Below are 25,791 nucleotides of genomic sequence, written 5' to 3' on the forward strand. Positions count from 1 at the left end.
TAAGAAAAAATCCCTAGGATGCGATTCCTTAGGGATTTTTCTTATCATGAGCCGATTAGTATAATGAATGACTCTACTTATATTTTAAATTTATTAACGATTTCTTGTAATTCTACAGCAAGCTTAGATAAAGAATTAGCAGAATGCGTAACTTCTTGCATAGCGGCCAACTGTTCTTCTGTCGTTGCAGCCACTTGCTGAGATTGGTAAGATGCTTCTTTCATTGTATGGGTATTATTTGTAACAGTTGCTGAAACTTCTTGGGCACCAGCCGACATTTGCTGTACGGTTGCAGCCATATCAGTTAATTGCTTTTTCATCTGTTCCATCGCAGTGACAATCTCTTGGAAGCTTACTTCTGTTTTACCGACAATTTCCAGTCCGTCTTGAACTTCAACTTTTACTTGGTTCATCGATTCTGTTGAACGAGCCATATTCAGTTGAATATCCTTAATTAAATCAGAAATTTGATGTGAAGAATTTTGCGACTGTTCAGCGAGTTTACGTACTTCCTCTGCGACAACAGCAAACCCTTTTCCATGTTCACCAGCACGTGCAGCTTCGATAGCAGCATTTAATGCTAATAAATTTGTTTGATCAGCAATATCAGTAATGACTTTAGAAATTTCACCGATTTCATTCGAACTTGAATCGAGCAATTGCAGCACTTGGCCACTTTCGTTTACTTTGTTGTTAATCGAGTTGATTTGTTTTACCGTTTGTTCAACATAGACATTTCCTTGCTGTGCTTTCTCAGCAATCATTGTTCCTGCTTCCGAAATAGTAGCAGAATTTTCAGCTAAATTTTGAATGCCAATTGTCACTTCATCTAAAGATTGTGAACTTTCTTGTAAGCTATTCGTGCTATCTTCCGCACCCGTTGCAATCAGTTGAATCGCATGTGTAATTTCTTCTGTTGCTTTGCTTGTTTCTTCTGCACTCGCAGACAATTGTTCCGAAGAGGCCGCAACGTGCTCTGTGGAATTGTTAACATGGGCCAGTAGTACTTTTGTGTTCGCTCTCATTTTATTAAAATCTTCTGTTAAGGCACCCATTTCATCTTTTGTTGTTACTTTTATATCTTCACCTGAAAAATCACCTTCAACTGCACGATTTAATTCACCGCTAATTTGAATAATAGGTTTCGTAAAACGTACAGAGAAATAGTAAGCGACAATACTACCGAGAACAATTGCAAGCACTGCCACAATTAAGACAATGTTAGCAATTTCAGAAGCGCTGCTATTAAATTCTGAAAGATAGGCGGTTGAAGCAATCGTCCATCCCCAGTAAGGGTCGCGTTCTACATATGCAACTTTTTTTTCGTTTTTATTCGTTGATTTATTCAACCATTTATAGTAAAGAAAACCGCCCTCTTTCCCTATTGAAACGGTTTCTTGACCTACCATGACGCCATCTTCCGATTTCGAATCATAAATGTTCTGACCTTCTGTAAATGGGTGCATGACAAGTGTAGCTTCGTCATCGGCTGCATAGATATAGCCTTCTGCTCCGAATGTATAATTTTCTTTTAGTGTGCGTGTATTATCGGCGCCTTTTTCACCGTATAATTCCACACGAAGTTTTTCTTGCGCTTCTTCTAATGTCATGTTTTTAGCCTGAACTTCTTGATTTAATAGGCTAATCATTCCGAGAACCATTTGGGTACTTCTTTTCAGTCGATCTTGTCCAGCTTCATTTAGTTGGTTTTTTGAACTGGAGTAAGTACTTATACCTAGGATGGTGGTTGGGACAATTAAAATGATTACGCATAACATAATTAATTTTGTCCGAATAGATGTGGATTTTTTCCTCATAATACGTGCTCCTTCGTGAAGTTTTAAATAAAAAAGTTCTTTATTTAATATCGGCACTTTTGAACTATTGTTAATGGGTAATTTCGGAATTTATCAAAAATATTAAATAAATGTTGGTTCTGTTATAGGAAGTTGTTGATTTTTAGCTCCTATTCATATGAGACTTTGGTCGCGCATAACTTCCAGCGGTGATTTGGGTTGCGTTGCTTCCTTGCTTAAAGGCAAGTTAAGGGTCTCACTAAGTAGAGTGTCGTTTTATTTCACATGCTGGATAGCATAGGAGTGTTCGTTAATAATAAATATAAATATTAATGAAGAAAGGTGACATCATGATTTATATTTATGATGATTTTGCGGGAACACATAGTACGGCTTTAGCGGCAGCTTATCACTTAAAAAAATTGCCTACCGACCGAAAACTTACGAAAGAAGAGATTTTGCAGGTGGATTATTTTAATCAATTAACACCTGCTGATATGGGAAGGCTTATTTTTCATGGAATAGATGACGAGGGACATTCTGTTTATACAATAGGAAGAAAAAATTCAAAGCTTGTTGTTCCGGCTTTAAAAAATTTAAGTGTAATGCTGCAAAATCATTTTCAAGAGGAAGAAAAAATTATTTTCTCAAACACTTCTCCGACTGTTCCATTGGCTATGACGATGGGAGGACTATTCTCTAGACGGTTAAAAATTGATTTCATCGGTGTTCCTTTATTAGTGCTAGGGGCTAAACAATGTTGTCATGATATCCTTCGCCTAGTCCAATATACAAAGGAAGTAGGAGCATCTACACATACAAAGGTGACAGTATTAGAGAATAAAAGCTTTACATAAAATATCTTTAAATATCTTTTTATGAAGTGAATAGGCTTCATTGTTGTATAATTTTTCATAAGGGGGGAGAGAAGAATGGAGCAGTATATTCTTTCGCTAGATCAAGGAACAACGAGTTCGCGAGCGATTTTGTTTAATCGTGCTGGTGATATTGTTCATATGTCCCAAAGAGAGTTTACGCAGTATTTTCCAAAGCCAGGCTGGGTTGAACATAATGCTAGTGAAATTTGGGGTAGTGTATTAGCGGTTATTGCAAGCGCTTTAGCGGAGTCTGGCATTACTCCCGCGCAAATTGCTGGAATTGGAATTACGAATCAGCGTGAAACGACGGTCGTTTGGGATAAACAGACAGGAATGCCTATTTATCATGCGATTGTTTGGCAGTCACGGCAAACGCAGGATATTTGTCAACAATTAAAAAATCAGGGATATGAGAAGGTCATTCGAGATAAAACAGGTTTACTGATTGATGCGTATTTTTCTGGAACGAAAGTGAAGTGGATTTTGGATCATGTGGAGGGTGCTAGGGAAAAAGCGGAGAAGGGTGAGCTATTATTTGGAACAATTGATACATGGCTCATTTGGAAGCTATCTGGCGGGAGAGCTCATGTAACCGATTATTCAAATGCATCACGAACATTGATGTACAATATTTATGATTTGAAATGGGACGATGAATTGCTTAAGATTTTAACTATTCCGGCTTCCATGCTTCCTGAAGTGAGGCCATCTTCAGAAGTGTATGCTCATACGGTCAGCCATCATTTCTTTGGGCATAATATTCCGATTGCGGGGGCGGCTGGTGACCAGCAAGCGGCTCTCTTCGGTCAGGCATGTTTCGAGGATGGAATGGCGAAAAACACGTATGGTACGGGGTGCTTTATGTTAATGAACACTGGTGAGAGAGCGGTGAGATCTCAACATGGTTTGTTAACGACAATTGCTTGGGGAATTAATGGAAAAGTCGAATATGCGTTAGAAGGCAGTATTTTTGTAGCTGGATCTGCTATTCAGTGGCTTCGTGACGGATTAAGAATGTTCAAAGAGGCGAAGGACAGTGAATCGTATGCAAAGAAAGTACAATCGACTGAGGGTGTATATGTTGTTCCTGCTTTTGTTGGATTAGGTACACCTTATTGGGATAGTGATGTGCGCGGTGCTGTATTCGGTTTAACTCGCGGAACGTCAAAGGAGCATTTTATTCGAGCGACTTTAGAATCTCTAGCCTATCAAACGAAAGATGTATTAAGTGCGATGGAAGCAGATTCTGGTATTTCTTTGAAAAAGCTTCGAGTAGATGGAGGAGCGGTAAAGAACGATTTCTTAATGGGCTTTCAAAGCGATTTATTAGGTGTTCCTGTTGATAGACCAGTAATTAATGAAACGACAGCATTAGGTGCAGCTTACTTAGCGGGAATGGCGATAGGGTTTTGGGAAAGTCAAGATGACATTGGGGAGAAATGGAGACTAGATCGGGAATTTAGAGCAACTATGGATGAAGAACAGCGAAAGCAACTGTATGAAGGATGGAAAAAAGCGGTCCATGCTGCGATGATGTTTAAATAATAGGTTTATAGAACATCGTTAATTTGAAGTTGAAAATCAGATAAAATCATTGGATGACTTACATGGTCTCATAAATCCATATAATAAAATTTAACATTTACTGTATATAATGGTATGATGATTTCGATTCATCATGCTGTTTAAGGGAGGGCCACATAGACACTTATTGAGTGATCTGGTGGTCTTTTTCATAATTGGAGGGAAAATCATGGCCCAAACATATATGAACCGATCGCAATTGTTACAGAAAATGAGTGAAAAACAATATGATCTATTAATCATTGGAGGTGGTATTACGGGTGCAGGCATTGCCTTGGATGCTGTGACCCGAGGGATGGAAGTTGTTCTTTTTGAGATGCAAGATTTTGCTGCTGGTACTTCTAGTCGTTCCTCCAAACTCATTCATGGCGGCTTACGCTATTTAAAGCAGGGGGAGGTTAAGTTGGTGGCGGAAGTGGGCAAAGAACGAGCAATTGTTTACGAAAATGGTCCGCACGTCACGAAACCAGAATGGATGTTGCTTCCAGTGTATACGGATGGGGAGCTTGGACCGCGTAGTATTTCCATTGGGTTAAAGGTCTATGATTTTCTTGCTGCTGTTAAGAAACAGGAGCGAAGAAGGATGTTATCTAAGGAACAGGTGGTAAAGCAAGAGCCTCTACTTAAAAGGCAAGGCTTGCAAGGGGGAGGTTATTATGTTGAATATCGGACGGATGATGCACGGTTAACAATTGAAGTTATTAAACGAGCCGCTGAATTTGGTGCAGATTTGCTAAATTATACGAAAGTCATCGATTTTCTATATGAAGATAGGAAGGTGGCAGGGGTTGTTGTTGAAGATGTTCAGACAGGAAATTGCTATGATATTCGGGCAAAAAAAGTAGTCAATGCAACTGGAGCATGGGTCGATTCATTAAGAGAAAAAGATAGATCAAACGAAGGAAAAACACTGAAATTGACAAAAGGAGTCCATGTGGTTATTGATCAATCACGTTTTCCTTTAAAGCAAGCGATTTATTTTGATACAGAAGATAGTAGAATGGTATTTGCGATTCCGAGAGAAGGAAAAGTATACGTGGGAACAACTGATACTTTTTATGATAAAGACCCGATTCGGCCGCTTATTACTGAGGAGGATCGGAGGTATATATTAAAGGCGATTCATTTTATATTTCCGAAACTAACCTTAAGTGCCCAAGATATTGAATCAAGTTGGGCTGGTGTTCGCCCGCTCATTCATGAAGAAGGAAAAGGTCCTTCGGAAATTTCACGAAAAGATGAAATTTGGATATCAAAATCTGGCCTTATTACGATTGCTGGTGGAAAATTAACAGGATATCGAAAAATGGCAGAAACGATTGTGAATCTGGTTGCGAGACAATTCAAAGATGAACAATACAAATTATTTGGCAAGTGTGTCACGAGAAAGCTTCCTATATCGGGAGGGGACGTAGGCGGCTCTCATTATTTTGAAGCCTACATTTCTGAGTATACAAAAGAAGGGATAAAGCTAGGTTTAATAGAACGTGAAGCAAGATACCTCACAAGATTATATGGGTCTAATATCTCGAAGATTTATCAAATTATTAAAGATGGCAAAAACGATATAGAAAAATATCAGTTCACTCCTGAAGTATTCGCTAAATTAGTTTACGGGATACAAGAAGAATATGTTGTAACACCTGTTGATTTCTTTGTACGACGAACAAGTGCCCTTTTGTTTCAGATAGATTGGGTACATAGATGGAAGGAAGCAGTTAGTCGATATATGTGTGATGTGTTCGGTTGGAGTGAAAGAGAAACATTGAAGTATAAGGCGGAATTGGAGCGAGAAATATGGAATGCAACCAATGTAAGTGATGTGTGACTGAAAGAACAAAAGTGCCAGCACCTTCATTCATCGTTGATAAGCGCCGACTCTAGAAGTGGCGCATTCCTTTTTAATTCCGTTATCTAACAGAGCTGTAATAAAAAAGTCAACAATACTGACTCTGACTGGTCAGTATTGTTGACTTTTTTAAATGACTTTAGAATTAGTATCTGATTCATTTATATCTGAATCTTCGGTTTTTTCTGTATAATCATACGCGTGTTTCACAGGGATGAAGAAGAAAGCGATAGAAGCGATGACACCAGGTATAGCAAAGGCAAGGAAATTAATTTGAATCGGTAAATTCATCGTAAGTAAGATTCCGCCAATAGTTGGTCCGAGAATGGCTCCTATTCTTCCTACACCGGAAGCAACCCCTAAGGCAGTTGAACGTAAAAATGGTGGATAATATTGAGAAACATAGGCATTGGCGATATTTTGTGCGCCTACTGTACAAGCTCCAGTAATAGCGACAAGAAGACAAATCACCCATAGGTCGCTTTTAAAGCTCATTAGAAATAAGCAAATCGCACCGATTGTGTACATTGGAACAAGCATTTTTTTAGAACCATATCGATCAGCAAGTTTAGCAATTATAAGTGTCCCAACAATTGTTCCAGCGTGCATAATGATTAAGAACGAAAGACTTGAATTTAAGCCATATCCTGCTTGCATCATTAATTTTGGGAGCCATGTGCTTAATCCATAAACGACTAATAAGCACATGAAGTACGCGATCCAAAACATACTTGTACTAAGAGCACGGTTATTTTTAAATAGTTGAATAACAGGAATACCTGCTTCTTGTTTTATATCTATTTTTTCAAAATGATCCTTTTCCGTATAATTACCGGCAGGGTTGATTTTGTTCATAATTTGGCGTAATTCTTTTGTACGTCCCTTTGCAGCTAAGAAAACGGTTGCATCAGGAAGATGTTTCCACATGAAAGGCAAAAGTAAAAGAGGTGCAGCAGTAATCATATAGACGATTTCCCATCCGTAGCTTGGGATGAGATAGATTGAAAGTGCAGGAGCTAGCATTCCCCCAACGGAATAGCCGCAAAGTATAATCGATACAGTTAAACTGCGCATCGATTTAGGGGAGTAGTCTGTCATTAAAGCAATTACGTTTGGCATAATTCCACCAAGCCCGAGTCCTGCAATAAATCGATAGGTAGAAAAAGCAGTAGGTGAATCAGCTAGACCACATAGTCCAGTGAATAGACTAAATAGGACAAAACAAATAAGGATAACATTCTTTCTACCAACTCGGTCAGCGAGAGGACCGAAGAAAAAAGCCCCAATCATAACACCGATTAATCCATAACTTCCCATGGCACCAGCTTCAACATTCGATAATCCCCAATCTTCAATCAGAACTGGCAGTACGGCTCCATAAACGGCAAGATCATAACCATCTAAAATGATAATGAATGTTCCCCAAAAGAGTATCATAGCGTGAAAGCGGTTAAATTTACTATTTTCAATGATACGGTTCGTGTTTAAACTAGACAAATATTTTCCCCCTTTTGTGTTGCAACATCAATAAAGCGCTTTCAAAGTTGTGAAAATAGGTTTCTAGAAGAAAGTTATTTCACTTATAGAAAACTATGTTTCTTTATAGTGATTATATAGGCGGTTTTTTAATTTTTCAACTCGAAATTCACAAAATTGTAAAAAAATAAAAGATTGTGAAATGAGGAACTTATCAAAAAGTGTGTTATAACAATATTTCTGTTAGAAAATACTATCAAAATTCACAAAAAAAAGAAGCATGCCATTTTTTGAATGGATGCTTCCAAATTACATTATTTATACCCAAATATACCAGATACTTCCTTTGAAATATTAAGTAAATATTGACCGTACTCATCTTCAGATGTTTGAGGGACAATCTGTGAAAATCCAACAAGTGTCAAACAACCTAGTAAATCATTATTATAGTTAAATAATGGAACAGATGCTGAAGATATATAAGGAACGAGTGGCTCTTTAGCAAAGGAAATTTGCCTTTTTTTAATAACTTCGGTTTCTTCCTCGAATAATTGTTTGTCTTCTACAGACCAGTTTTGCATTTCAGTATTTTTCCATTCCTCAATGAGTAAAGGTTCATGAAAAGCAGAAAAAACTTTTCCTGACGACGATAAGATAGGGAGCTGAGTCCCAATTTGCGCACCGATGTTCAAGCCGTTATTAGCGTTCCAAATGTTGGCGATTACAGGACCGCTATGTGTCCATACAGCTAATAGAGCCGTTAAAGAAGTAAATCTACTTATTTCTTGTAGGAAAGGAGTCACTTTTGTAACAAGATCTTGTTGACCGATAGCAGCCATTCCATAGGAAATAATTTTAGAACCCAGTGTATAGGTACCGTGTTGTTTGTCTCTATATAGTAACTCTAAGTGTGTAAGAGTATTCAAATATTTATATAGATTACTTTTTGTGATGTTGGATTTTTCCTGAATTTCAGTAAATTTCATAGGGTGTTCTTGGGAAGCAATGATATCAACTATTCCCAAACCTATTTGAAGTGAACCAATCATAGCTGGATTTTTTTCTTTCTCCATTTTAATTTCTCCTATTATTTTTTATTAGTATAACAGAAACACTTCTTTATTTACAAAGTGTTCTTAGAACAAATTGTGAAGCTTTGTACAAAGATTTCATATATAGAATCCAAAAAATATTTTGAAGTAGGTAAATTTTCAGGAAAAATATTATTGACATTTGCTGCAGAATAGATTAAATTTTATTTATAAATAGTGAACAAAGTTAACTCAAAGTGAAAAAAGATATCGACTTTCTTTTATAACTTGTATTACGGGTTAGCTTATTCACATCAATAAAAAGAAGTACAAAGATCCTGTTGATAAGCAGTTTTGAAGATATAGGTGCTTATATTATTCAAGCGAAATATCTTCTAAGAAGTGATTCAAATGAATCCGCTTACAGGAATGAAAAACTCAAAATAAAATTGTATAGACAAAGGAGAATATGTATGAAACTTATAACATTTAACCGTGAAGGTATTACGACAATTGGAGCTATCGTGAGTGAGGAAGTTGTCGATTTACATCTTGCTTATAAAAAATCTTTAGAAGCAGAGGGGAAAATACGTGCACAAGAAATTGCAAATGCATTCATTCCATCTGAGATGACAGGATTTTTACAAGGTGGAAAAGAAAGCATGGAGCTTGCGAAAGGGGCAATCGATTTTGCTTTAACGAATAGAGTAGTGGACGGTTCAAAATTAGTTCATGCACTAAGTGAAGTAAAAGTGGAAGCGCCTGTTCCGAAACCAGGGAAAATCTTTGCTGTAGGTCATAACTATCGTGAACATATTCTTGAGATGGGGCGTGAAATTCCAAAATATCCTGTTGTATTCGCTAAATTTGCGAACACACTTGTTGGGCCGCAAGATGATATTCCATTTCATCCAATTTCAGAACAATTAGACTATGAAGCGGAATTTGCGTTTGTCATCGGTAAACGTGCAAAAAATGTTTCAGAAGAAGAAGCGCTTGATTATGTAGCAGGTTATGCGGTAGCTAATGACGTAACGTATCGTGACTTCCAACGTCGTACCCTTCAGTGGTTACAAGGGAAAACAGTAGATGGCAGCTTACCGATGGGACCTTGGATGGTTACTTCAGATGAGCTACCAGATCCACAAACACTAGAAATGGTTTTAACTGTAAACGGTGAAGAGCGTCAACGTACCAATACTGCGAACCAAGTATTCTCTGTTAAACATCTAGTATCATTCTTATCTACAATTGCTACATTAGAGCCTGGTGATATCGTTATTACCGGAACTCCTGGCGGTGTTATTCAAGCAATGGAACCGCAAGTATGGTTAAAAGATGGAGATGTCGTTCGCGTCGAAATCGAAAAAGTGGGTGTATTAGAAAATACAGTACGTGCTGTAAAAGGAGAGTAATAGAATGACAGTGACACAAAATGCAGTTACATCTGTTAATGAATCGATTGATCGTATTATCGAAACGGTGAAAGGATTATCGGAAGAAACGATTCGTTGGAATCCAACAGAGGAAGAATGGTCTATTATGCAAATTGTCGCTCATATCGTCGAAGCATTACCGTATTGGGTAGAAGAGATTGAACAGCTTGTTCAATCTCCCGGTCAAGAATGGGGAAGAAATCATTTACATGAAGGGCGACTGCAAGCGGTAAGTTCTGCAACGGTGGATGCGATAAGTGTTGCGGAGCTGTTACAAGCGCTAGAAGAGGTTAAACAAAAAGTTGAATCAGGCATTGGGAACTTGACAACTGAGCAACTTTCTGCTGAGGCACCAAGCAGAAATCCTAACTTTGGTACGAAACCACTTTCATTTATTATTAATCATTTAATTGATCAGCATGTGAACAAACATGAAGGTCAAATTCAACGCAATTTATCAAAATTAAATTAATAATTTAGTAGGAGGTTCGGAACATGGCAGAAGTAACTGAGTTTATGAAGAGTAAAATTGTACAAGATTTTACGGCTGATATTCGTCAATATAATCTTGGACCATTATGGGAAGCAATTCCGGCGTTAATGCATAAATCTCCAGAGCCTCATGCACAAGCCTATCTTTGGAAGGGCAGCCTGCTTGAGAAAAAATTACTAGAAGCTGCTCAAATTTTTACTCCGGAACGCGGTGGAGAACGCAGAGCGATCTATTTGCAAAATCCAGGTCTTGATTATCGTCAACCTTGGGGATGGGCTTCTACGACACAAACGCTATATGCAGCCGTTCAATTGTTACAACCAGGAGAAGTAGCTCCTTCTCACCGTCACTCTCAAAATGCCCTTCGCTTTATTACGAAAGGGGAAGGCGCATACAGTATCGTCCAAGGGGAAAGAATCTTCATGGAAGAAGGGGACTTCCTTATTACGCCAAAAAATTTATGGCATGGTCATGGTCATGAAGGCACAAAACCGATGATTTGGACAGATATTTTAGACATTCCAACAATCTATGCATTGGGTGGTACATTCTTTGAGAATTACCCAGAAAGAATTGAACAGCCGAAAGTACCGGATAACTTTGGTTCACAACGTTATGCGGCAGGTATGCTACGTCCTGTTTCTGATCGTAATCCTTCCATAGCTCCACTAGGTTCGTATAAATGGGAGCATACGTATAAGGCGATTGAATCATTAAGTCAGTTTGAGCCAGATCCATTTGAAGGATATGCGGTAGAATTTATTAACCCTTCTACAGGTAAAACAGCAAACCCAACGATTGCTGCTTGGATTCAGAAATTTCCGAAAGGTTTCCGTACAAAAGCGCAGCGTCATACGAGTGCTTCGATTCATCAAGTGTATAAAGGTTCGGGTTACAGTATTATTAACGGCGTTCGCTTCGATTGGGAAGAAGGAGATTTCTTCTGTGTTCCAAACTGGGCTTGGGTAGAACATGTTGCAGCAGAAGATACGTATTTCTTCACGACGAATGATCTTCCAATCATGGAAAAATTCGATATTGAAAAACAAGAAGCATATGAGCGAAACAACGGTCAGCAAGAAGTGACTTCTGAGTTTAAACCAATATTACCGTAAAAGTAAAAAAAGATTATCGCAGTAATAAGCAGCTTAAGAGATGTAGGTATACTATATGCTTCTTAGGCTGTCCTTAGTAATCACTTATTACTTCTTTAAAACTAAATTAAGAGAAACTAGGAGGAATTTCTATGACAAACACAGAAAACAGAGTTTTAATCGCTGGTGGCGGAATTGGTGGATTAGCAACAGCTCTTGCTGCAGCACAAGCTGGTCACGCTTCATCCGTTTTTGAACAAGCACCACAATTCGGGGAAGTTGGTGCAGGAATTCAAATGGCTCCAAATGCAATGGCTGTTTTAACTCGCCTTGGAGTAGCAGATCGTATTGCTGAATTTGCCGTATTTCCAAAACGACTTGTGTTAAAAGATGCTTTTACGGGAGAAGAACTAACGGCTTTAGACCTAGGAGATGAATTTAAAGAGAGATATGGTTTCCCGTATATGGTATTGCACCGTTCTGATTTACACAGATCGCTGTTAGAAGCATGTGAAAGCAATCCTTTAATCTCCCTTCATACGAATACGACAATTACTGCTGCGGAAGAAAATGAAGATGGCGTATTCCTTATCAACCAACATGATGAGAAAATCAAAGGTAAGGCAATCATTGGGGCAGATGGAATTAAATCAAATGTACGTAAATTATTCGCTCAAGATGATATGGTAAACTCTGCATATGTTGCTTATCGTGGTACAATTCCAATTGAAGAAATTTCTGAAGATGCTGAAATGGACGATGTAATTATGTGGATTGGTCCAAATCTTCATGTAGTTCAGTACCCAGTACGCCGTGGAGAATTATATAATCAAGTTGTTGTATTCAAAAGCCCAACTTATACATCTGAATCTGTTGAATGGGGAACTCCAGAAGAAATGGCACAAGTATTTGAAGGCTGTCATTCAAAAGTTGAGAAAGCTCTTTCATTCATTAATAAACAAATCCGTTGGCCAATGTATGATCGTCTGCCAATTGATAACTGGACAAAAGGAAATATAACACTTATGGGAGACGCTGCTCACCCAATGTTACAATACTTGGCTCAAGGTGGAGTTCAAGCATTAGAAGATGCTGCCAAATTAGCTGATGTATTAGCAGCTCATGGTGATAATTTTGAAGCCGCTTTCAAAGAGTTCCAAGAAGAGCGTATTCCTCGTACTGCACGTGTTCAAACAACGGCACGTCAATGGGGAGAAATCATTCATGCTGTAGATCCAATTACAATTGCCCTTCGTAACGATATTTTTACAAAACGTCCAGCAAATGATTTTAGCTATACGGATTGGCTATATGGTCATAAAAGAAGTCTAGTAACACAATAATAGATTCGTGAAAAAGCCCTCACAATACATGAGGGCTTTTTCCATCGTTTCATGGAGCAAGAGCAAGCAGGAGCCTCCAATCGTTCCGCCAACTAGATGGGATGATGCCGAAAAATTAATTTAGGTTTATATATATGGCGTATAAAACATGAACTTATTTTCCGAGAAAGTGATTTCTTGGCTAGACCAATTAAGTTAAGGTATAAAATACACCATTTGTTCCTACAACCGCATAAGAAACTTGTTCAATGCTGACATTTCTAGATTGGCATTGCATGTGCAGCCATCCTTGATTGTATGTAGAAGTTAAATTTTCCTCTAATATTTTTCCGTCTATGATTAATTCAACCGGTCGTTTCATATGTAGCTGATCTATGTATTGTTTGGTTGCAGGCTTGTATTGCTCCTTTAGTTGAATAGAAAGCTTACCACTTACTTCAAGATAGGCCGTTTCAATTTCTTCTATTTGGAATACTCCGTTTTCTCTTAATTGTTGGTGTAAATCGTACAGGCAATACTTGGCTTTCTTCATATTGACCTCATTTATTTTTCCCTTTTCGATAATAGCAGTGGGTTGTCCGGATAAGTATTTGTACAAGAATTTATTTTGATAAGATAAATAAGAAGAAAGATAGAAAACAAACGTTAAGATAAAAAAGGAAGTAAGTATTGGCCAAAATTTAAGATTGGTATCAAATCCCATATTGGCGATGAATGAACCGATTGTAATAGCGACAGCAAAGCTATGGTAATTTAATTGTGAATTCATTCTTTTTCCGAATAAGTAAGTAACAAAAAGCAATATTATATAGGAAATAACTGTTCTCAGCATGGGGTGTAATAATTCTTCCATAATCTTTCCTCCTCTTTTTTCTAGAAATTAGTTTTGGTTGTCGAAATCACTTTCATTCGCCCTTTTAAATGTATTTGTTTTTCTATTTTTATCTGAATAAAAATGTAGAGAGATACCTATACTGTTTAGATGTTTAACAGCTTCCGCTGAAATTATGGTAAGATAGGAAAAAATCATATAAGGCAGTGAAGAATGTTGAAACAACAAAAAGGAAAGTTACTTGTTATTATTGGCCCAACGGCTGTGGGCAAGACGAAGTTAAGTATTGAATTAGCAAAACGATTTAATGGTGAGATTATAAGTGGTGATTCCATGCAAGTATATAAAGGAATGGATATTGGCACAGCGAAAATAAAGGAGGAAGAAAAAGAAGGTATTCCACATTATTTGCTCGATATTAAAGAGCCGAATGAGCCGTTTAGTGCAGCTGAATTTCAACAAAGAGCAAATGTAATGATTGACGATATTCAAAGTCGAGGAAAGCTTCCAATTATAGTGGGGGGAACGGGATTATACATACAGTCTGTAATTTATGATTATCAATTCTCTGAAGCTCCATCCGACCCGCTATATCGAGCGGAGTTAGAACAACGCGTGAAAGAGGCGGGAATAGAGGCTGTTTTTGCGGAACTACAGAGGATTGATCCCGAAAGTGCGGAGCGTATCCATCCGAATAATGTGAGGCGTGTGATTCGTGCGCTTGAAATTTATCATTGCACAGGACATACAATGAGTGAGCAGTTAAATGAACAGCCGACTGAAATGAAATATGATACATGTATCATCGGGTTAACGATGGAGCGCGATTTATTATATGCGCGTATTAACAATCGAGTGGATATGATGGTGGAAGAGGGGCTTGTTTCGGAAGTGCAAGGTTTTTTTGAACAAGGCTTAAAACATTGTCAATCAATTCAAGCGATTGGTTATAAGGAACTGTATGATTATCTGGAAGGGCGAATGAGTGAAAAAGAGGCAATTGAGGCTTTAAAACAAAACTCTCGCCGTTATGCCAAACGTCAACTTACGTGGTTTCGCAATAAAATGGATGTTTCTTGGTTTGATATGACTGATATTGCCGAATTTTCAAAAAAAATCAACGAAATATCGGAATTTATTGCAGGAAAGCTCATGATAAAGGCGAATAAGTACAAGTAGAGAGAAAAGAGGAGGACGAAGTGATGAAACAATCGGTAAATATTCAAGACCAATTTTTAAACCAACTGAGAAAAGACAATACTTATGTGACAGTATTTTTATTAAACGGTTTTCAAATTCGTGGGCAAATTAAAGGCTTTGACAATTTTACCGTGCTATTTGAATCTGAAGGGAAGCAACAATTAGTATTTAAACATGCGATTTCTACTTTTGCTCCACAACGAAATGTTCAAATTGAATATGAAGTGAAAGAATAAATAGATGAGAGAAAAACAGGCGCTTATGGAGCCTGTTTTTTTTATTGTATAAGCTCTGTTTTATGATGCTGTTGATTTTGGGCACTGGGCTGTGTTAAGTGCTAGCATTCCTGCTCATTGATTTGTAGGTTGCCTCGCAGAGTAAAGGTAGGGTGACTTCCGCCTTTTGTTTTTTGGTACTTACACTTTTGTTCGGAATCCTTTTCGAATGGTCAAAGAATGATTTCCTGCTTTTCTGAATATAGATGAATAATAGATAGGTGGATTATTTCTTGGGAAAGCGCAGAAACTGACATTTTCTTAAAAGAAATGACGAAAAACATAGTTAATATGTTGAAGTGTCTTTTTTTAGTAAAATAATTGTCTGATTCCGTCGTATTTTTCGACGGAAGGCTAGCTGAGAAGAGTTAATTTCCTAATAAATTATAGGAATAAGGGGTCGGGAATGGCGAGGTGATGATGTGGAGCAACCAATCCGAATGAAAAATAATGGGCAAATTAATATTGTCTTTAATGGAGAAAAAAGAAACGTGATACAAAAGGATGTGCCTATTAGGGAATTATATGATCGAGACCTTTCTGAACAGCATATTGCTTTGAAAGAAATCGAGGCGGAGCTTGAAACATTAGTCGGCATGGAAGAGATGAAAAAGTTAATTAAAGAAATTTATGCATGGATCTATGTCAATAAGAAGCGTGAGGAACGTGGTTTGAAGGCTGGACGACAAGCGTTGCATATGATGTTTAAAGGGAATCCTGGCACTGGGAAAACGACGGTTGCACGCTTAATCGGTAAATTATTTCATAAGATGAATGTGTTAACAAAAGGACATTTAATAGAAGCAGAGCGTGCGGATTTAGTTGGGGAATATATTGGTCATACAGCTCAAAAAACACGAGATTTAGTGAAGAAAGCACTTGGGGGAATTTTGTTTATTGATGAAGCGTATTCGTTAGGACGCGGAGGAGAAAAAGATTTTGGGAAAGAAGCGATTGATACGCTTGTGAAGCATATGGAGGATAAGCAGCATGAATTTATTTTGATTCTAGCGGGTTATTCACGTGAAATGGATTATTTTCTTAGCTTAAACCCTGGTTTATTGTCACGATTTCCGCTTGTTGTTGAATTTCCTGATTATACAACAGATCAATTAATGGAGATAGCGGATTTGATGCTAGAAGAGCGGGAGTATGTCATCAGTCGTGATGCAGAGCGAAAGCTGCGCGAACATCTAGTTGTACTTCGCTCCTTGCAAGGTCCTGTTTCCTTTTCGAATGGCCGCTATATTCGTAATGTCATTGAAAAAGCGATTCGAACACAAGCGATGCGCTTATTGCATGAAGATAGTTATGATAAGGCAGATTTAATGACATTACGAAGTCAAGATTTTGTTTTTAATGAACAGAGTGAATAAGAGAACAAAAAAACGGCTTTAGGCCGTTTTTACATGTTTTGAGGCAATTTTTTATTTGGCAGTTCCCAGTTGCGTGTGTAGGAAAGGACACGTAATGCTGTAATAATGATGAAGAGAGCATATAATTCCCATGTATTTGTGGCAAGTTCTAAGCCTAGAATCATCCCTGCTGCAATTGCCCAAACTGCATAGATTTCTTTACGGAATACGAGCGGTTTACGTCCTGCGAGAACATCACGGACAATTCCGCCTCCGCAGCCAGTTAAGACAGCTGCTACAATAACCGCGCTCACTGGAAGATCGAGCTCAATTGCATATAGTGCTCCTTGAATAGCAAAAGCAGCTAATCCGATTGCATCGGTGAAATTTCCCCATTTGTCCCAATGCTTTAATGAATTGTTTGGAAAGAAGAACACGATAGTAATCGATATTAAAGCAATTGTAAAGAACGTACCTTGGTCCCATAGTGTTGAAGGAGGGACACCAATTAATAAATTTCTGATTGCTCCACCGCCAAATGCGGTTACGATGCCTAAAATATATACACCCAATAAATCATATTCTTCTTCCATAGCAATGATTGCCCCGCTAATCGCAAAAGCAATTGTTCCAATTATGCTTAAAAATTCCCAGGTCATATGGATTCCCTCTATAAGTTAAATTTTATTTGAAATGTATAAACAGTGAGGATTTTTCATTAATCTTGTCGCAAACTAAAATTGATTTTATCATGTTCTTTTCTTTTTGGAAATGCTCTATTTTAGTTTGTGAAAGTTTTAATCTTATTTATTTTTTTGGTATGATGAGTTGAATGATTTTGGATAAGGATGGTGCCCTATTTGCAAAATGCTGAAAAAGAAACGGCGATTTTAATTGGATGTCAAACAGTGGAAGATGATGCCCGCTTTCATTATTCATTAGAGGAACTTGCATCATTAACTCATACAGCAAATGGTGAAGTGTTGCTGACGGTTACTCAAAAACGGGAGCGTATCCATCCGGCCACATACATAGGAAAAGGAAAGATTGAAGAACTTCAAAATTTAGAAGCAGAACTAGAGCCGGATTTAATTATTTTTAATGATGAATTATCTCCAAGTCAGATTCGTAATCTTTCGAACCAGTTGGAAGCGCGAATCATTGATCGAACGCAATTGATTTTAGATATTTTCGCTCAGCGTGCTCGTTCAAGAGAAGGTCAGCTGCAGGTTGAGCTTGCTCAGCTGCAATATATGCTTCCTCGTTTAGTTGGCCAAGGAACGGCTTTATCTAGGCTTGGTGGTGGAATCGGAACGAGAGGACCTGGGGAAACGAAGCTTGAAAGCGATCGTCGTCATATTCGAGGTAAAATTGATGAAATTAAGAGTCAGTTGCGAGTAATCGCTGATCATCGTGACCGGTACCGAGAGCGGCGTAAGCGAAATAAGGCGTTTCAAATAGCGCTTGTAGGGTATACAAATGCCGGAAAGTCAACATTGTTTAACCGATTAACGGAAGCAGCTGCATTTGAAGAGAATTTGCTATTTGCTACGCTGGATCCCCTTACTCGTAAAGCTGTATTGCCAAGTGGCTTTACGGTGTTAATGACAGATACGGTTGGATTTATTCAAGATTTACCTACTTCTCTTATTGCGGCTTTCCGCTCAACCTTAGAGGAAGTGAAGGAAGCTGACTTACTGTTACACGTCGTCGATTCATCGAATCCTGATTACTTTAATCATCAAACGACCGTAGAAAATTTATTGCAAGACTTAGAAGCTACTTCCATTCCGATGCTTACGTTGTATAATAAGAGGGATTGCAAGCATGCCGAATTTTTGCCGACATCAAAAGACCAATCTTTACTGATTAGTGCCTATGATCAAGGAGATGTGGAAACAATTTTAGAGACAATTGAGCAAAGTATGATAAGTGAGATGGCAAGCTACCACGTTTCACTGCCTTCTACGGAAGGAAGATTACTTGCGCAGTTGAAGAATGAAACAATATTGCGGACGCTCGCTTTTAATGAAGAAAGTGAGTGTTATGAATGCAGGGGTTTTTGTTTAACCAATCACCCGATTAGAGGCTTACTAGAGAAATTTACAATATAAAGGGGAAACAACATGTATCAATATTTAACAAATGGGGAAATTTTGCAACCGATTGTAAAAGAAATAGAGGCGATGATTGCTCCATTACATAAGAAAATAGAAGAGCGAATTGAAGAAAATCAATTTCGTGTGCTTCGCAGCTTTCAAGCACATCGGGTCAGTGATTCTCATTTTATCCCGTCAACAGGGTATGGGTATGATGATGTCGGAAGAGATACGCTGGAATTAATCTATGCAGATGTATTTGGAGGAGAAGCGGGTCTTGTTCGCCCGCAAATTATTTCTGGTACACATGCTATTTCAACGGCATTGTTTGGCATTCTTCGTCCAGGTGATGAACTGCTTTATATTACGGGAAAACCGTATGATACACTTGAAGAAATTGTTGGAATTCGTGGTACAGGGGTAGGTTCTTTACGAGATTTCCATATTGACTATAATATGGTTTCGTTAACCGCTGAAGGAGCTATTGATTTCGAGGCGGTTAAACAGTCCATTAAACCGAATACAAAAATGATTGGAATTCAGCGTTCAAAAGGATATGCAACACGTCCATCTTTTACGATTGAGGAAATCGAAGCAGCTATTGCTTTTGTGAAAGAGATTAATCCGAATATTGTTGTGTTCGTTGATAATTGTTACGGTGAATTTGTAGAAACGAAGGAGCCATGCCACGTAGGAGCCGACTTAATGGCGGGGTCACTCATTAAAAACCCAGGCGGTGGTATAGTGAAAACAGGCGGCTATATCGTCGGTAAAAAAGAGCTGGTAGAAGCTTGTGCATATCGATTAACATCACCTGGTATTGGAGCAGAAGCAGGGGCGTCTCTTTATAGCTTACAAGAAATGTACCAAGGGTTTTTCCTTGCTCCGCATGTTGTAGGACAAGCATTAAAGGGGGCGATGTTTACCGCAGCCTTTTTAGAGAGACTCGGGATGAATACATCGCCTAAATGGAATGCTAAACGCACCGATCTTATTCAATCTGTTCAATTTGATGATAAGGATAAGATGGTTGCTTTTTGTCAAGCAATTCAGTTTGCATCTCCAATCAATTCACATGTGACTCCGTATCCTGCTTATATGCCAGGCTATGAGGATGATGTTATTATGGCAGCAGGAACATTTATTCAAGGAGCGAGCATTGAATTGACAGCAGATGGTCCAACTCGCGCTCCTTTTGTTGCCTATGTTCAAGGGGGCTTAACGTATGCTCATGTGAAGATGGCAGTTTTAACAGCCGTAGATAATTTATTATCTAAGAAGCTTATTACATTATAAATAGTATGATAGAATAACTAGAGTGGCCAACTTCCTATTGGCTCTCTATTTTGAATTAACTTGCAATTCAGCAAAGTAAAAAATATTTATGTTATAAAACATAACATTGCATTGACAAATAAAATTACATAGCATAAAATAAAACTATGATAAACAAAAGGAGGATGCTTAATGAGCGGCAACAACATTCGGCGTTCGATGCCTCTTTTTTCTATAGGAATCGTGATGCAATTGACAGAGTTGTCTGCGCGCCAGATTCGTTATTATGAAGAGCATCAATTAATTACTCCGATGAGAACGGAAGGCAATCGTCGTCTATTCTCATTAAATGATATCGATCGATTGCTCGAAATTAAGGATTTAATCGAGCAAGGAGTGAACCTAGCCGGTATTAAAAAAATTTTTACCGTGAAGAATGAGGGGGCTCTTCAAGAACAAGACAGCGAGCAAGCGGAAAAGATTAGACAAGACCTAAGTGAAGTGGAGTTGCGAAAAATTCTTCGAACGGAATTATTGCAAGGCGGTAAGTACCGTACATCTTTACGACAAGGTGATATGTCTCGCTTTTTCCATTAAAAATAATTAGTTTTACACATTTGGGGAGGAATAGATCATGGCAAAGTATACACGTGAAGATATTACTCGTTTAGCAAAAGAAGAAAATGTTAAATACATTCGTCTTCAATTTACAGATATTTTAGGAACTATTAAAAACGTAGAAATTCCAGTAAGTCAATTAGGGAAAGCATTAGATAATAAAATGATGTTTGACGGTTCTTCTATCGAAGGGTTTGTACGTATCGAGGAATCTGATATGTATTTATATCCAGATTTAGATACTTGGGTAGTGTTCCCTTGGACAGCTGAAAAAGGAAAAGTAGCTCGTTTAATTTGCGATATTTACAAGACAGACGGAGCACCATTCGAAGGTGACCCACGTAATAATTTAAAACGTGTTTTAGCTGAAGCAAGAGAAATGGGCTTCACAAACTTCAATCTTGGACCAGAGCCAGAATTCTTCTTATTCAAATTAGATGAGAAAGGTGAGCCAACTCTAGAATTGAATGATAAAGGTGGCTACTTTGACCTTGCGCCAACAGATTTAGGGGAAAACTGCCGTCGTGATATCGTACTTGAGTTAGAAGAAATGGGCTTTGAAATCGAAGCATCTCACCATGAAGTAGCTCCTGGTCAACATGAAATCGATTTTAAATATGCAGATGCTATCACAGCATGTGACCACATTCAAACATTTAAATTAGTCGTTAAAACAATTGCTCGTAAGCATGGTCTTCATGCAACATTCATGCCAAAGCCATTATTCGGTGTAAATGGTTCAGGTATGCACTGTAACGTTTCTTTATTCAAAGGAAATGAAAATGCATTTTATGATACAGAAGGTAAGTTAGAACTTAGCGAAACAGCTGAACAATTCATTGCTGGTGTAATCAAGCATGCCCCAGGTTTCACAGCTGTGACAAATCCAACAGTTAACTCTTACAAACGTCTAGTACCTGGTTATGAAGCACCTTGTTACGTAGCATGGTCTGCTCAAAACCGTAGCCCGCTAATCCGTATTCCAGCTTCACGCGGTCTAGGAACTCGTGTTGAAGTACGTAGCGTTGACCCAGCGGCTAACCCATACTTGGCACTAGCTGTTATCCTTAAAGCAGGTCTTGATGGTATTAAAAATAACCTAACTCCTCCAGCTCCAGTTGATCGTAACATCTATGTTATGACAAAAGAAGAGCGTGAAGAAGTAGGTATTGTTGACCTACCAGCTACATTAGCAGCTGCATTACAAGTATTACAATCTGACGAAGTTGTTAAAGAAGCGTTAGGTGCGCATCTTTTAGAACACTTTGTTGAAGCGAAAGAAATCGAGTGGGATATGTTCCGTACGCAAGTACATCCATGGGAACGCGATCAATACATGACAATGTATTAATCAATAGAACCGTTGGCGCTCTAAGCGTCAACGGTTTTTATTTTGTGGGTGATTTTATTTATAATATAATTTTGTATAAAACACCCACAAAATACTCACATTCAAGACAAAATGCTATTCATGTATTCTTCAAAATTGCTCATCGCAACCTTATCGAGTTTTTTACTTATATGCGAATAAACATCAGATGTGATTTGCATACTACCGTGCCCAAGTCGTTCTTGTAAATATTTCATGCTAGCTCCTGCTTCAAGTTGTAATACAGCATGTGTATGCCGCGTTGAGTGAATCGGAAGTTCCGGTAATCCGGCTTTTTTTAAGATTCAAGAGAATGAGTTAAAAAGACTTGATTTTGGCATATAGTTTCCATCATTTCTACAAAGGACTAGATTTAGATCATGATGATAGTTATCTTTTAAAGCTAATTTGTTTTGGTTTTGATACTTTTGATGAAAACGTAGGTCATTAGCAAGTGCATGACTTATTGTGATAACTCGTTTGGAATTATAGTTTTTGGTATTACCAAACATTTTACTTGGATCTTTACTAGCCTCTTTAAAGTCAAGTGATTTAGTAATACTAATTGTCTCCTCTTTTAAGTCAATATCTGTCCACTGAAGAGTAGCGGCTTTACCTTTTCGTAAACCTGTTTCAATGAGCACTTTATAAAAAATCCAGTAGACATATCCATATTCATAAGCTGCTTGTAAAAAATCGCCGATGTGTTCTGGTTCAATAAACTTTACTTCACGTTCTTTCTGTTTACCTTTCATCGTGACGCCAACACAAGGATTCTTTTGGGCTTTTCCTAGGGTCACAGCTTTTTCAAAAGCGTTATACATTGTGCCATGTATAATTTCTATTGTTCGTTTACTATAACCTTTGGCAGCTAGTTGATTAATGAACTTTTGATACATAACGGGCTTAACGTCTTTCAAAAGAATATTTTTGAAGTAGGGGACCATGTGATTTTTAATATTATGTTCATGCAGTTCAAAAGTATTTTTAGCAACTGTTCCCTTTTTTATATTCTTCCAGCCATGTGTTTAAGTACGATTTCAAAGATTTATCTGCAACTTCATGTCCTTGTTCAATTCTAATCTCTCCTTTTACAGTAGCGTGCATAGCTTCCTTTTCAGATTTAAAACCACGTTTCGATTTTTCCTTGAATTCTTGAGTGAATGGATCTTTGTATCTTATGCGATATTCATAAGAGTAATTTTTTTCACCTTTCTTTATTATACTTTCTAATACTAGCCGTTTTTTATCGCTCCTTTTAAAACTAAAATAGGAGTATATGTTCTATTTTGTTTGGGAGAAAAACCCTGAAAGAGGATAAGTAGTATTCTTTTTGATTCACTATGTAGTAATCAACCCTAAATATATTGTAGAAGTCATTAAAAATAATGAAAGTATGTGTATCAAAATGCAAAACGGAGCCGTATTTTATGTAAAGGATTTTTCTAAATTATTTAAAGCTGGAATTGAGGTGTAGTGATGGGGAAGGTTAATGCGATTGGTTTTAATGGCTTTGGTCCTTATTTCGTTATCTTCTGGGAAAAAGAAGGAATCGCGAGGCATAAAATGATTTGCTATTCAGAAGAAGAACAGAATGCCTTAGATCGTTACTATACACCAGGAGATTTTTACAATGAATCATTTGATAATTTTGAAATTAATCCTGTTCTTGTAGAAGAAAGAAAGGGTGCTTGAGGATGAGTGGGAGAACAAGGTATAGAGCTATAAATAAAGCGTTGTTTAAGGAATACGGTGAGGATGCATATGATTTTCAACGGTTCAATACCAACCCTGGACCAGAGTGTCTTATCTGTAGTGGCGAAGTTCATCATCATCAAAGATATGCTTACGAAGGTTCTGTTGTTGAAATACATGAAAAATGCGAAAACGGATGTTTTGAAGGTTCCTGGGTAAACGGATTCACCGATCTCCAGACAAAAGGTTTCTCTGCTCATTTTGCTGAACATCCACTTTTAAAAGAAGAAGATGTATTGAAAGCAATAGAATATCGTCGAGCTTTCGAAGAGGCTATCAAGAGGAATCAACAAGCCAGAAAACAATTGAGACAGTTATTTTTCCGTAAGAAGAGAAGTCAAAGGAAGAAGGATGCATAAGGTGTTTGAATACATCTGCAAAGACTGCCATGTCGAGGAATTGCTCGGTATGGTAGTTCCTAAAAAGAAGTGTCCGTGCTACGGAATGATGATGGAAGTGATTGAGTGGGAGGGAACCGAATAATGGCCGCAAAATACGGCAACAAGAAGGTCAGAGTAGATGGCCATAAATTTGATAGCATCGCTGAAAGTAAATATTATGAGCAGCTAAAATAGCTACTTTTATCTGAACAAATCACAAGCTTTAAATTGCAGCCACGATATTTGCTTCAAGATTCATTTAAAAAGAACGGTATCACTTTTGGAAAGATTGATTACATAGCAGATGTTTACGCCATTAAAAATAATGATAAAGTTCCAGTTCTAATCATCGAGCGTAAATCAAATAATAAGCCATTGATTGATGATGTATTTAGCCAAGTATATAAATATGATAATCATGGCTTAACAATTGGTCAACGATTAATTTTATGGTTATTTTTATTATTTGAAGAGGTGGAAATAATAAAGTCAAGCATGTACGCTCGACCAAAATATGACTAAAAACTGTCAATATTTATATATTGATTATTGTTAGTTAAATATGAAGAAGTGCCTAAAAACACCATCATACAAGGGGATCGCATTCAGTACATTTCTCATTTCCAACATCATATATGTTCCGTACGCAAGTACACCTATGGGAACGCGATCAATACATGACAATGTATTAATCAACTGAAAGCCTTGATACTACTAGTATCGGGGCTTTTTTATTACCTTTGTAGGTTTCATACCTCCAAATATTTTACTTGTATCTTGGCTGGCCTCTTGAAAATCTAGTGACTTATTTAATGGTTTGCTCTTTTCATCAGTAACCAGTCTCCTTGTCTATAAAGGCAAGAAGACCAGTTATGTAGTGATTACTTTAAAAAATAGTCGAATGATATGAATCCGTATATGGAAACACAAACAACAACTGAGCAAATCACCCACATAATTCCTTTATTTCCAAAAACGGCAAGTACAGTATCCAAAAGGATGCCCTCCTTATCAAGTAGGTTAGTTTCAGTATATGTCATTCGTTCATATATTGATTGCTGGATAAAAAGTGCTAGTGTTTAGGAATGCTTTCTTGAAGTTTGAAAGTGGAGAGTAGACCAAAACTACGCAGCAAAGGAGCAAGGTTAACCGATTTATTTATGAATGGAAACCCCAGTACCAATTGGAACTCTAGATGATAAGTCTAGAACATCATGATTAAACATTCTAATACATCCATGTGAGACATTCTTACCGATTGAAGCTGGATTATTTGTTCCGTGTATACCGTAGTGGGGCCTTGATAATCCCATCCAAAGCACTCCGAATGGTCCGCCGGGGTTAGGCTGTTTATTGATAATCGTGTATGTCCCGGAAGGTGTTGGTGACAATATTTTTCCAACTGCAATTGGGTAAGTTTTTATAAGTCTGTTTCCATCAAAAAGTTTTAATTGATGTCGTGATGTTGATACGTCAATCCATTTCGCCATGAAGTTCAACCCCGTTTTTTAAATAATGTATGAAGTAACTAAGGCGTTTGTTAATGAACAGGGATTGAGCAAGCAGTTAATGAGAAAATAAAGAAAGCAACTTAATGAACAGAATGCACAATAAAAGAGCAAGGCTCACTGGTGTTGATCTCGATGACTAAAC

General features: G+C 37.7%; 22 protein-coding genes and 2 pseudogenes. 17 read left to right on the forward strand and 7 right to left on the reverse strand.

The window, feature by feature from the left end; genetic code table 11:
• Positions 1-77: 77 nt before the first annotated feature.
• Positions 78-1,817, reverse strand: a complete 1,740-nt coding sequence (locus tag ACE199_RS03095; protein ID WP_375348525.1) for a methyl-accepting chemotaxis protein — start codon at positions 1,815-1,817, stop codon at positions 78-80.
• A 329-nt stretch (positions 1,818-2,146) separates the two neighbouring features.
• Here ACE199_RS03095 and ACE199_RS03100 point away from each other — a divergent pair, with 329 nt between their 5' ends.
• From ACE199_RS03100 to ACE199_RS03110, 3 genes are all read left to right on the forward strand, one after another.
• Positions 2,147-2,653: a DUF3189 family protein gene (locus tag ACE199_RS03100; protein ID WP_375348526.1), complete on the forward strand. Its 507-nt coding sequence runs from the start codon at positions 2,147-2,149 to the stop codon at positions 2,651-2,653.
• Between the two features lie 75 nt (positions 2,654-2,728).
• Complete coding sequence (gene glpK, locus ACE199_RS03105; protein WP_375348527.1) at positions 2,729-4,219, forward strand: glycerol kinase GlpK; 1,491 nt, start codon at positions 2,729-2,731, stop codon at positions 4,217-4,219.
• Between the two features lie 208 nt (positions 4,220-4,427).
• The gene (locus ACE199_RS03110) at positions 4,428-6,086 is read left to right on the forward strand and encodes a glycerol-3-phosphate dehydrogenase/oxidase (protein WP_375348529.1); all 1,659 of its coding nucleotides are present in this window, start codon (positions 4,428-4,430) and stop codon (positions 6,084-6,086) included.
• A 150-nt stretch (positions 6,087-6,236) separates the two neighbouring features.
• Here ACE199_RS03110 and ACE199_RS03115 read toward each other — a convergent pair whose 3' ends face one another.
• The gene (locus ACE199_RS03115; RefSeq protein ID WP_375348530.1) at positions 6,237-7,604 is read right to left on the reverse strand and encodes an MFS transporter; all 1,368 of its coding nucleotides are present in this window, start codon (positions 7,602-7,604) and stop codon (positions 6,237-6,239) included.
• A gap of 293 nt (positions 7,605-7,897) precedes the next feature.
• Positions 7,898-8,656 carry an IclR family transcriptional regulator gene (locus tag ACE199_RS03120; RefSeq protein WP_375348531.1) on the reverse strand — a complete coding sequence of 253 codons (759 nt, stop codon included), beginning with the start codon at positions 8,654-8,656 and terminating at the stop codon, positions 7,898-7,900.
• A 431-nt stretch (positions 8,657-9,087) separates the two neighbouring features.
• Between ACE199_RS03120 and ACE199_RS03125 the strand changes: the two genes are divergently transcribed.
• The 4 genes from ACE199_RS03125 (at position 9,088) to ACE199_RS03140 (ending at position 12,980) form a co-directional block, all read left to right on the forward strand.
• The gene (locus ACE199_RS03125; protein ID WP_375348532.1) at positions 9,088-10,029 is read left to right on the forward strand and encodes a fumarylacetoacetate hydrolase family protein; all 942 of its coding nucleotides are present in this window, start codon (positions 9,088-9,090) and stop codon (positions 10,027-10,029) included.
• Positions 10,030-10,033: 4 nt separating this feature from the next.
• Complete coding sequence (locus ACE199_RS03130; protein ID WP_375348533.1) at positions 10,034-10,522, forward strand: DinB family protein; 489 nt, start codon at positions 10,034-10,036, stop codon at positions 10,520-10,522.
• A 23-nt stretch (positions 10,523-10,545) separates the two neighbouring features.
• Positions 10,546-11,658 carry a cupin domain-containing protein gene (locus ACE199_RS03135; protein WP_375348534.1) on the forward strand — a complete coding sequence of 371 codons (1,113 nt, stop codon included), beginning with the start codon at positions 10,546-10,548 and terminating at the stop codon, positions 11,656-11,658.
• Between the two features lie 131 nt (positions 11,659-11,789).
• Complete coding sequence (locus ACE199_RS03140; RefSeq protein ID WP_375348535.1) at positions 11,790-12,980, forward strand: FAD-dependent monooxygenase; 1,191 nt, start codon at positions 11,790-11,792, stop codon at positions 12,978-12,980.
• Between the two features lie 190 nt (positions 12,981-13,170).
• On the opposite strand, the gene ACE199_RS03145 is transcribed toward ACE199_RS03140, so the two are convergent.
• Positions 13,171-13,833, reverse strand: coding sequence for a DUF421 domain-containing protein (locus ACE199_RS03145; RefSeq protein WP_375348537.1), 663 nt, complete (start codon positions 13,831-13,833; stop codon positions 13,171-13,173).
• A gap of 192 nt (positions 13,834-14,025) precedes the next feature.
• Between ACE199_RS03145 and miaA the strand changes: the two genes are divergently transcribed.
• The 3 genes from miaA (at position 14,026) to spoVK (ending at position 16,663) form a co-directional block, all read left to right on the forward strand.
• Complete coding sequence (gene miaA, locus ACE199_RS03150; RefSeq protein WP_375348538.1) at positions 14,026-14,991, forward strand: tRNA (adenosine(37)-N6)-dimethylallyltransferase MiaA; 966 nt, start codon at positions 14,026-14,028, stop codon at positions 14,989-14,991.
• A 23-nt stretch (positions 14,992-15,014) separates the two neighbouring features.
• A complete protein-coding gene (gene hfq / locus ACE199_RS03155; protein WP_119116332.1) occupies positions 15,015-15,248 on the forward strand; it encodes an RNA chaperone Hfq in 234 nt (77 codons plus the stop codon).
• A 461-nt stretch (positions 15,249-15,709) separates the two neighbouring features.
• On the forward strand, positions 15,710-16,663 hold the full coding sequence (gene spoVK / locus ACE199_RS03160; protein WP_375348539.1) for a stage V sporulation protein K: 954 nt from the start codon (positions 15,710-15,712) through the stop codon (positions 16,661-16,663).
• 29 nt (positions 16,664-16,692) lie between these two features.
• Here spoVK and ACE199_RS03165 read toward each other — a convergent pair whose 3' ends face one another.
• On the reverse strand, positions 16,693-17,301 hold the full coding sequence (locus ACE199_RS03165) for a trimeric intracellular cation channel family protein (RefSeq protein WP_375348540.1): 609 nt from the start codon (positions 17,299-17,301) through the stop codon (positions 16,693-16,695).
• Positions 17,302-17,502: 201 nt separating this feature from the next.
• Between ACE199_RS03165 and hflX the strand changes: the two genes are divergently transcribed.
• The 4 genes from hflX (at position 17,503) to glnA (ending at position 21,985) form a co-directional block, all read left to right on the forward strand.
• The gene (gene hflX / locus ACE199_RS03170; RefSeq protein ID WP_252294726.1) at positions 17,503-18,756 is read left to right on the forward strand and encodes a GTPase HflX; all 1,254 of its coding nucleotides are present in this window, start codon (positions 17,503-17,505) and stop codon (positions 18,754-18,756) included.
• Between the two features lie 12 nt (positions 18,757-18,768).
• Complete coding sequence (locus tag ACE199_RS03175; RefSeq protein ID WP_375348541.1) at positions 18,769-20,037, forward strand: methionine gamma-lyase family protein; 1,269 nt, start codon at positions 18,769-18,771, stop codon at positions 20,035-20,037.
• Between the two features lie 171 nt (positions 20,038-20,208).
• Positions 20,209-20,613, forward strand: coding sequence for a MerR family transcriptional regulator (locus ACE199_RS03180; protein ID WP_119116327.1), 405 nt, complete (start codon positions 20,209-20,211; stop codon positions 20,611-20,613).
• 37 nt (positions 20,614-20,650) lie between these two features.
• A complete protein-coding gene (gene glnA, locus ACE199_RS03185) occupies positions 20,651-21,985 on the forward strand; it encodes a type I glutamate--ammonia ligase (RefSeq protein ID WP_375348542.1) in 1,335 nt (444 codons plus the stop codon).
• 101 nt (positions 21,986-22,086) lie between these two features.
• Here the strand turns inward: glnA and ACE199_RS03190 are convergent.
• Positions 22,087-23,227: pseudogene (locus ACE199_RS03190) on the reverse strand (tyrosine-type recombinase/integrase).
• Positions 23,228-23,482: 255 nt separating this feature from the next.
• Here ACE199_RS03190 and ACE199_RS03195 point away from each other — a divergent pair.
• The 3 genes and pseudogenes from ACE199_RS03195 (at position 23,483) to ACE199_RS03205 (ending at position 24,660) form a co-directional block, all read left to right on the forward strand.
• The gene (locus tag ACE199_RS03195; RefSeq protein WP_375348543.1) at positions 23,483-23,698 is read left to right on the forward strand and encodes a hypothetical protein; all 216 of its coding nucleotides are present in this window, start codon (positions 23,483-23,485) and stop codon (positions 23,696-23,698) included.
• Positions 23,699-23,700: 2 nt separating this feature from the next.
• Entirely contained in the window at positions 23,701-24,117 is a 417-nt protein-coding gene (locus ACE199_RS03200) for a hypothetical protein (protein ID WP_375348544.1), read from the forward strand.
• 123 nt (positions 24,118-24,240) lie between these two features.
• A pseudogene (locus tag ACE199_RS03205) lies at positions 24,241-24,660 on the forward strand (DUF1064 domain-containing protein).
• Positions 24,661-25,292: 632 nt separating this feature from the next.
• Here the strand turns inward: ACE199_RS03205 and ACE199_RS03210 are convergent.
• Positions 25,293-25,628 carry a L,D-transpeptidase gene (locus ACE199_RS03210; protein ID WP_375348546.1) on the reverse strand — a complete coding sequence of 112 codons (336 nt, stop codon included), beginning with the start codon at positions 25,626-25,628 and terminating at the stop codon, positions 25,293-25,295.
• Between the last annotated feature and the right edge of the window lie 163 nt (positions 25,629-25,791).

Source organism: Peribacillus sp. Hz7, assembly GCF_042136355.1.
GTDB classification, from domain to species: domain Bacteria; phylum Bacillota; class Bacilli; order Bacillales; family DSM-1321; genus Peribacillus; species Peribacillus asahii_A.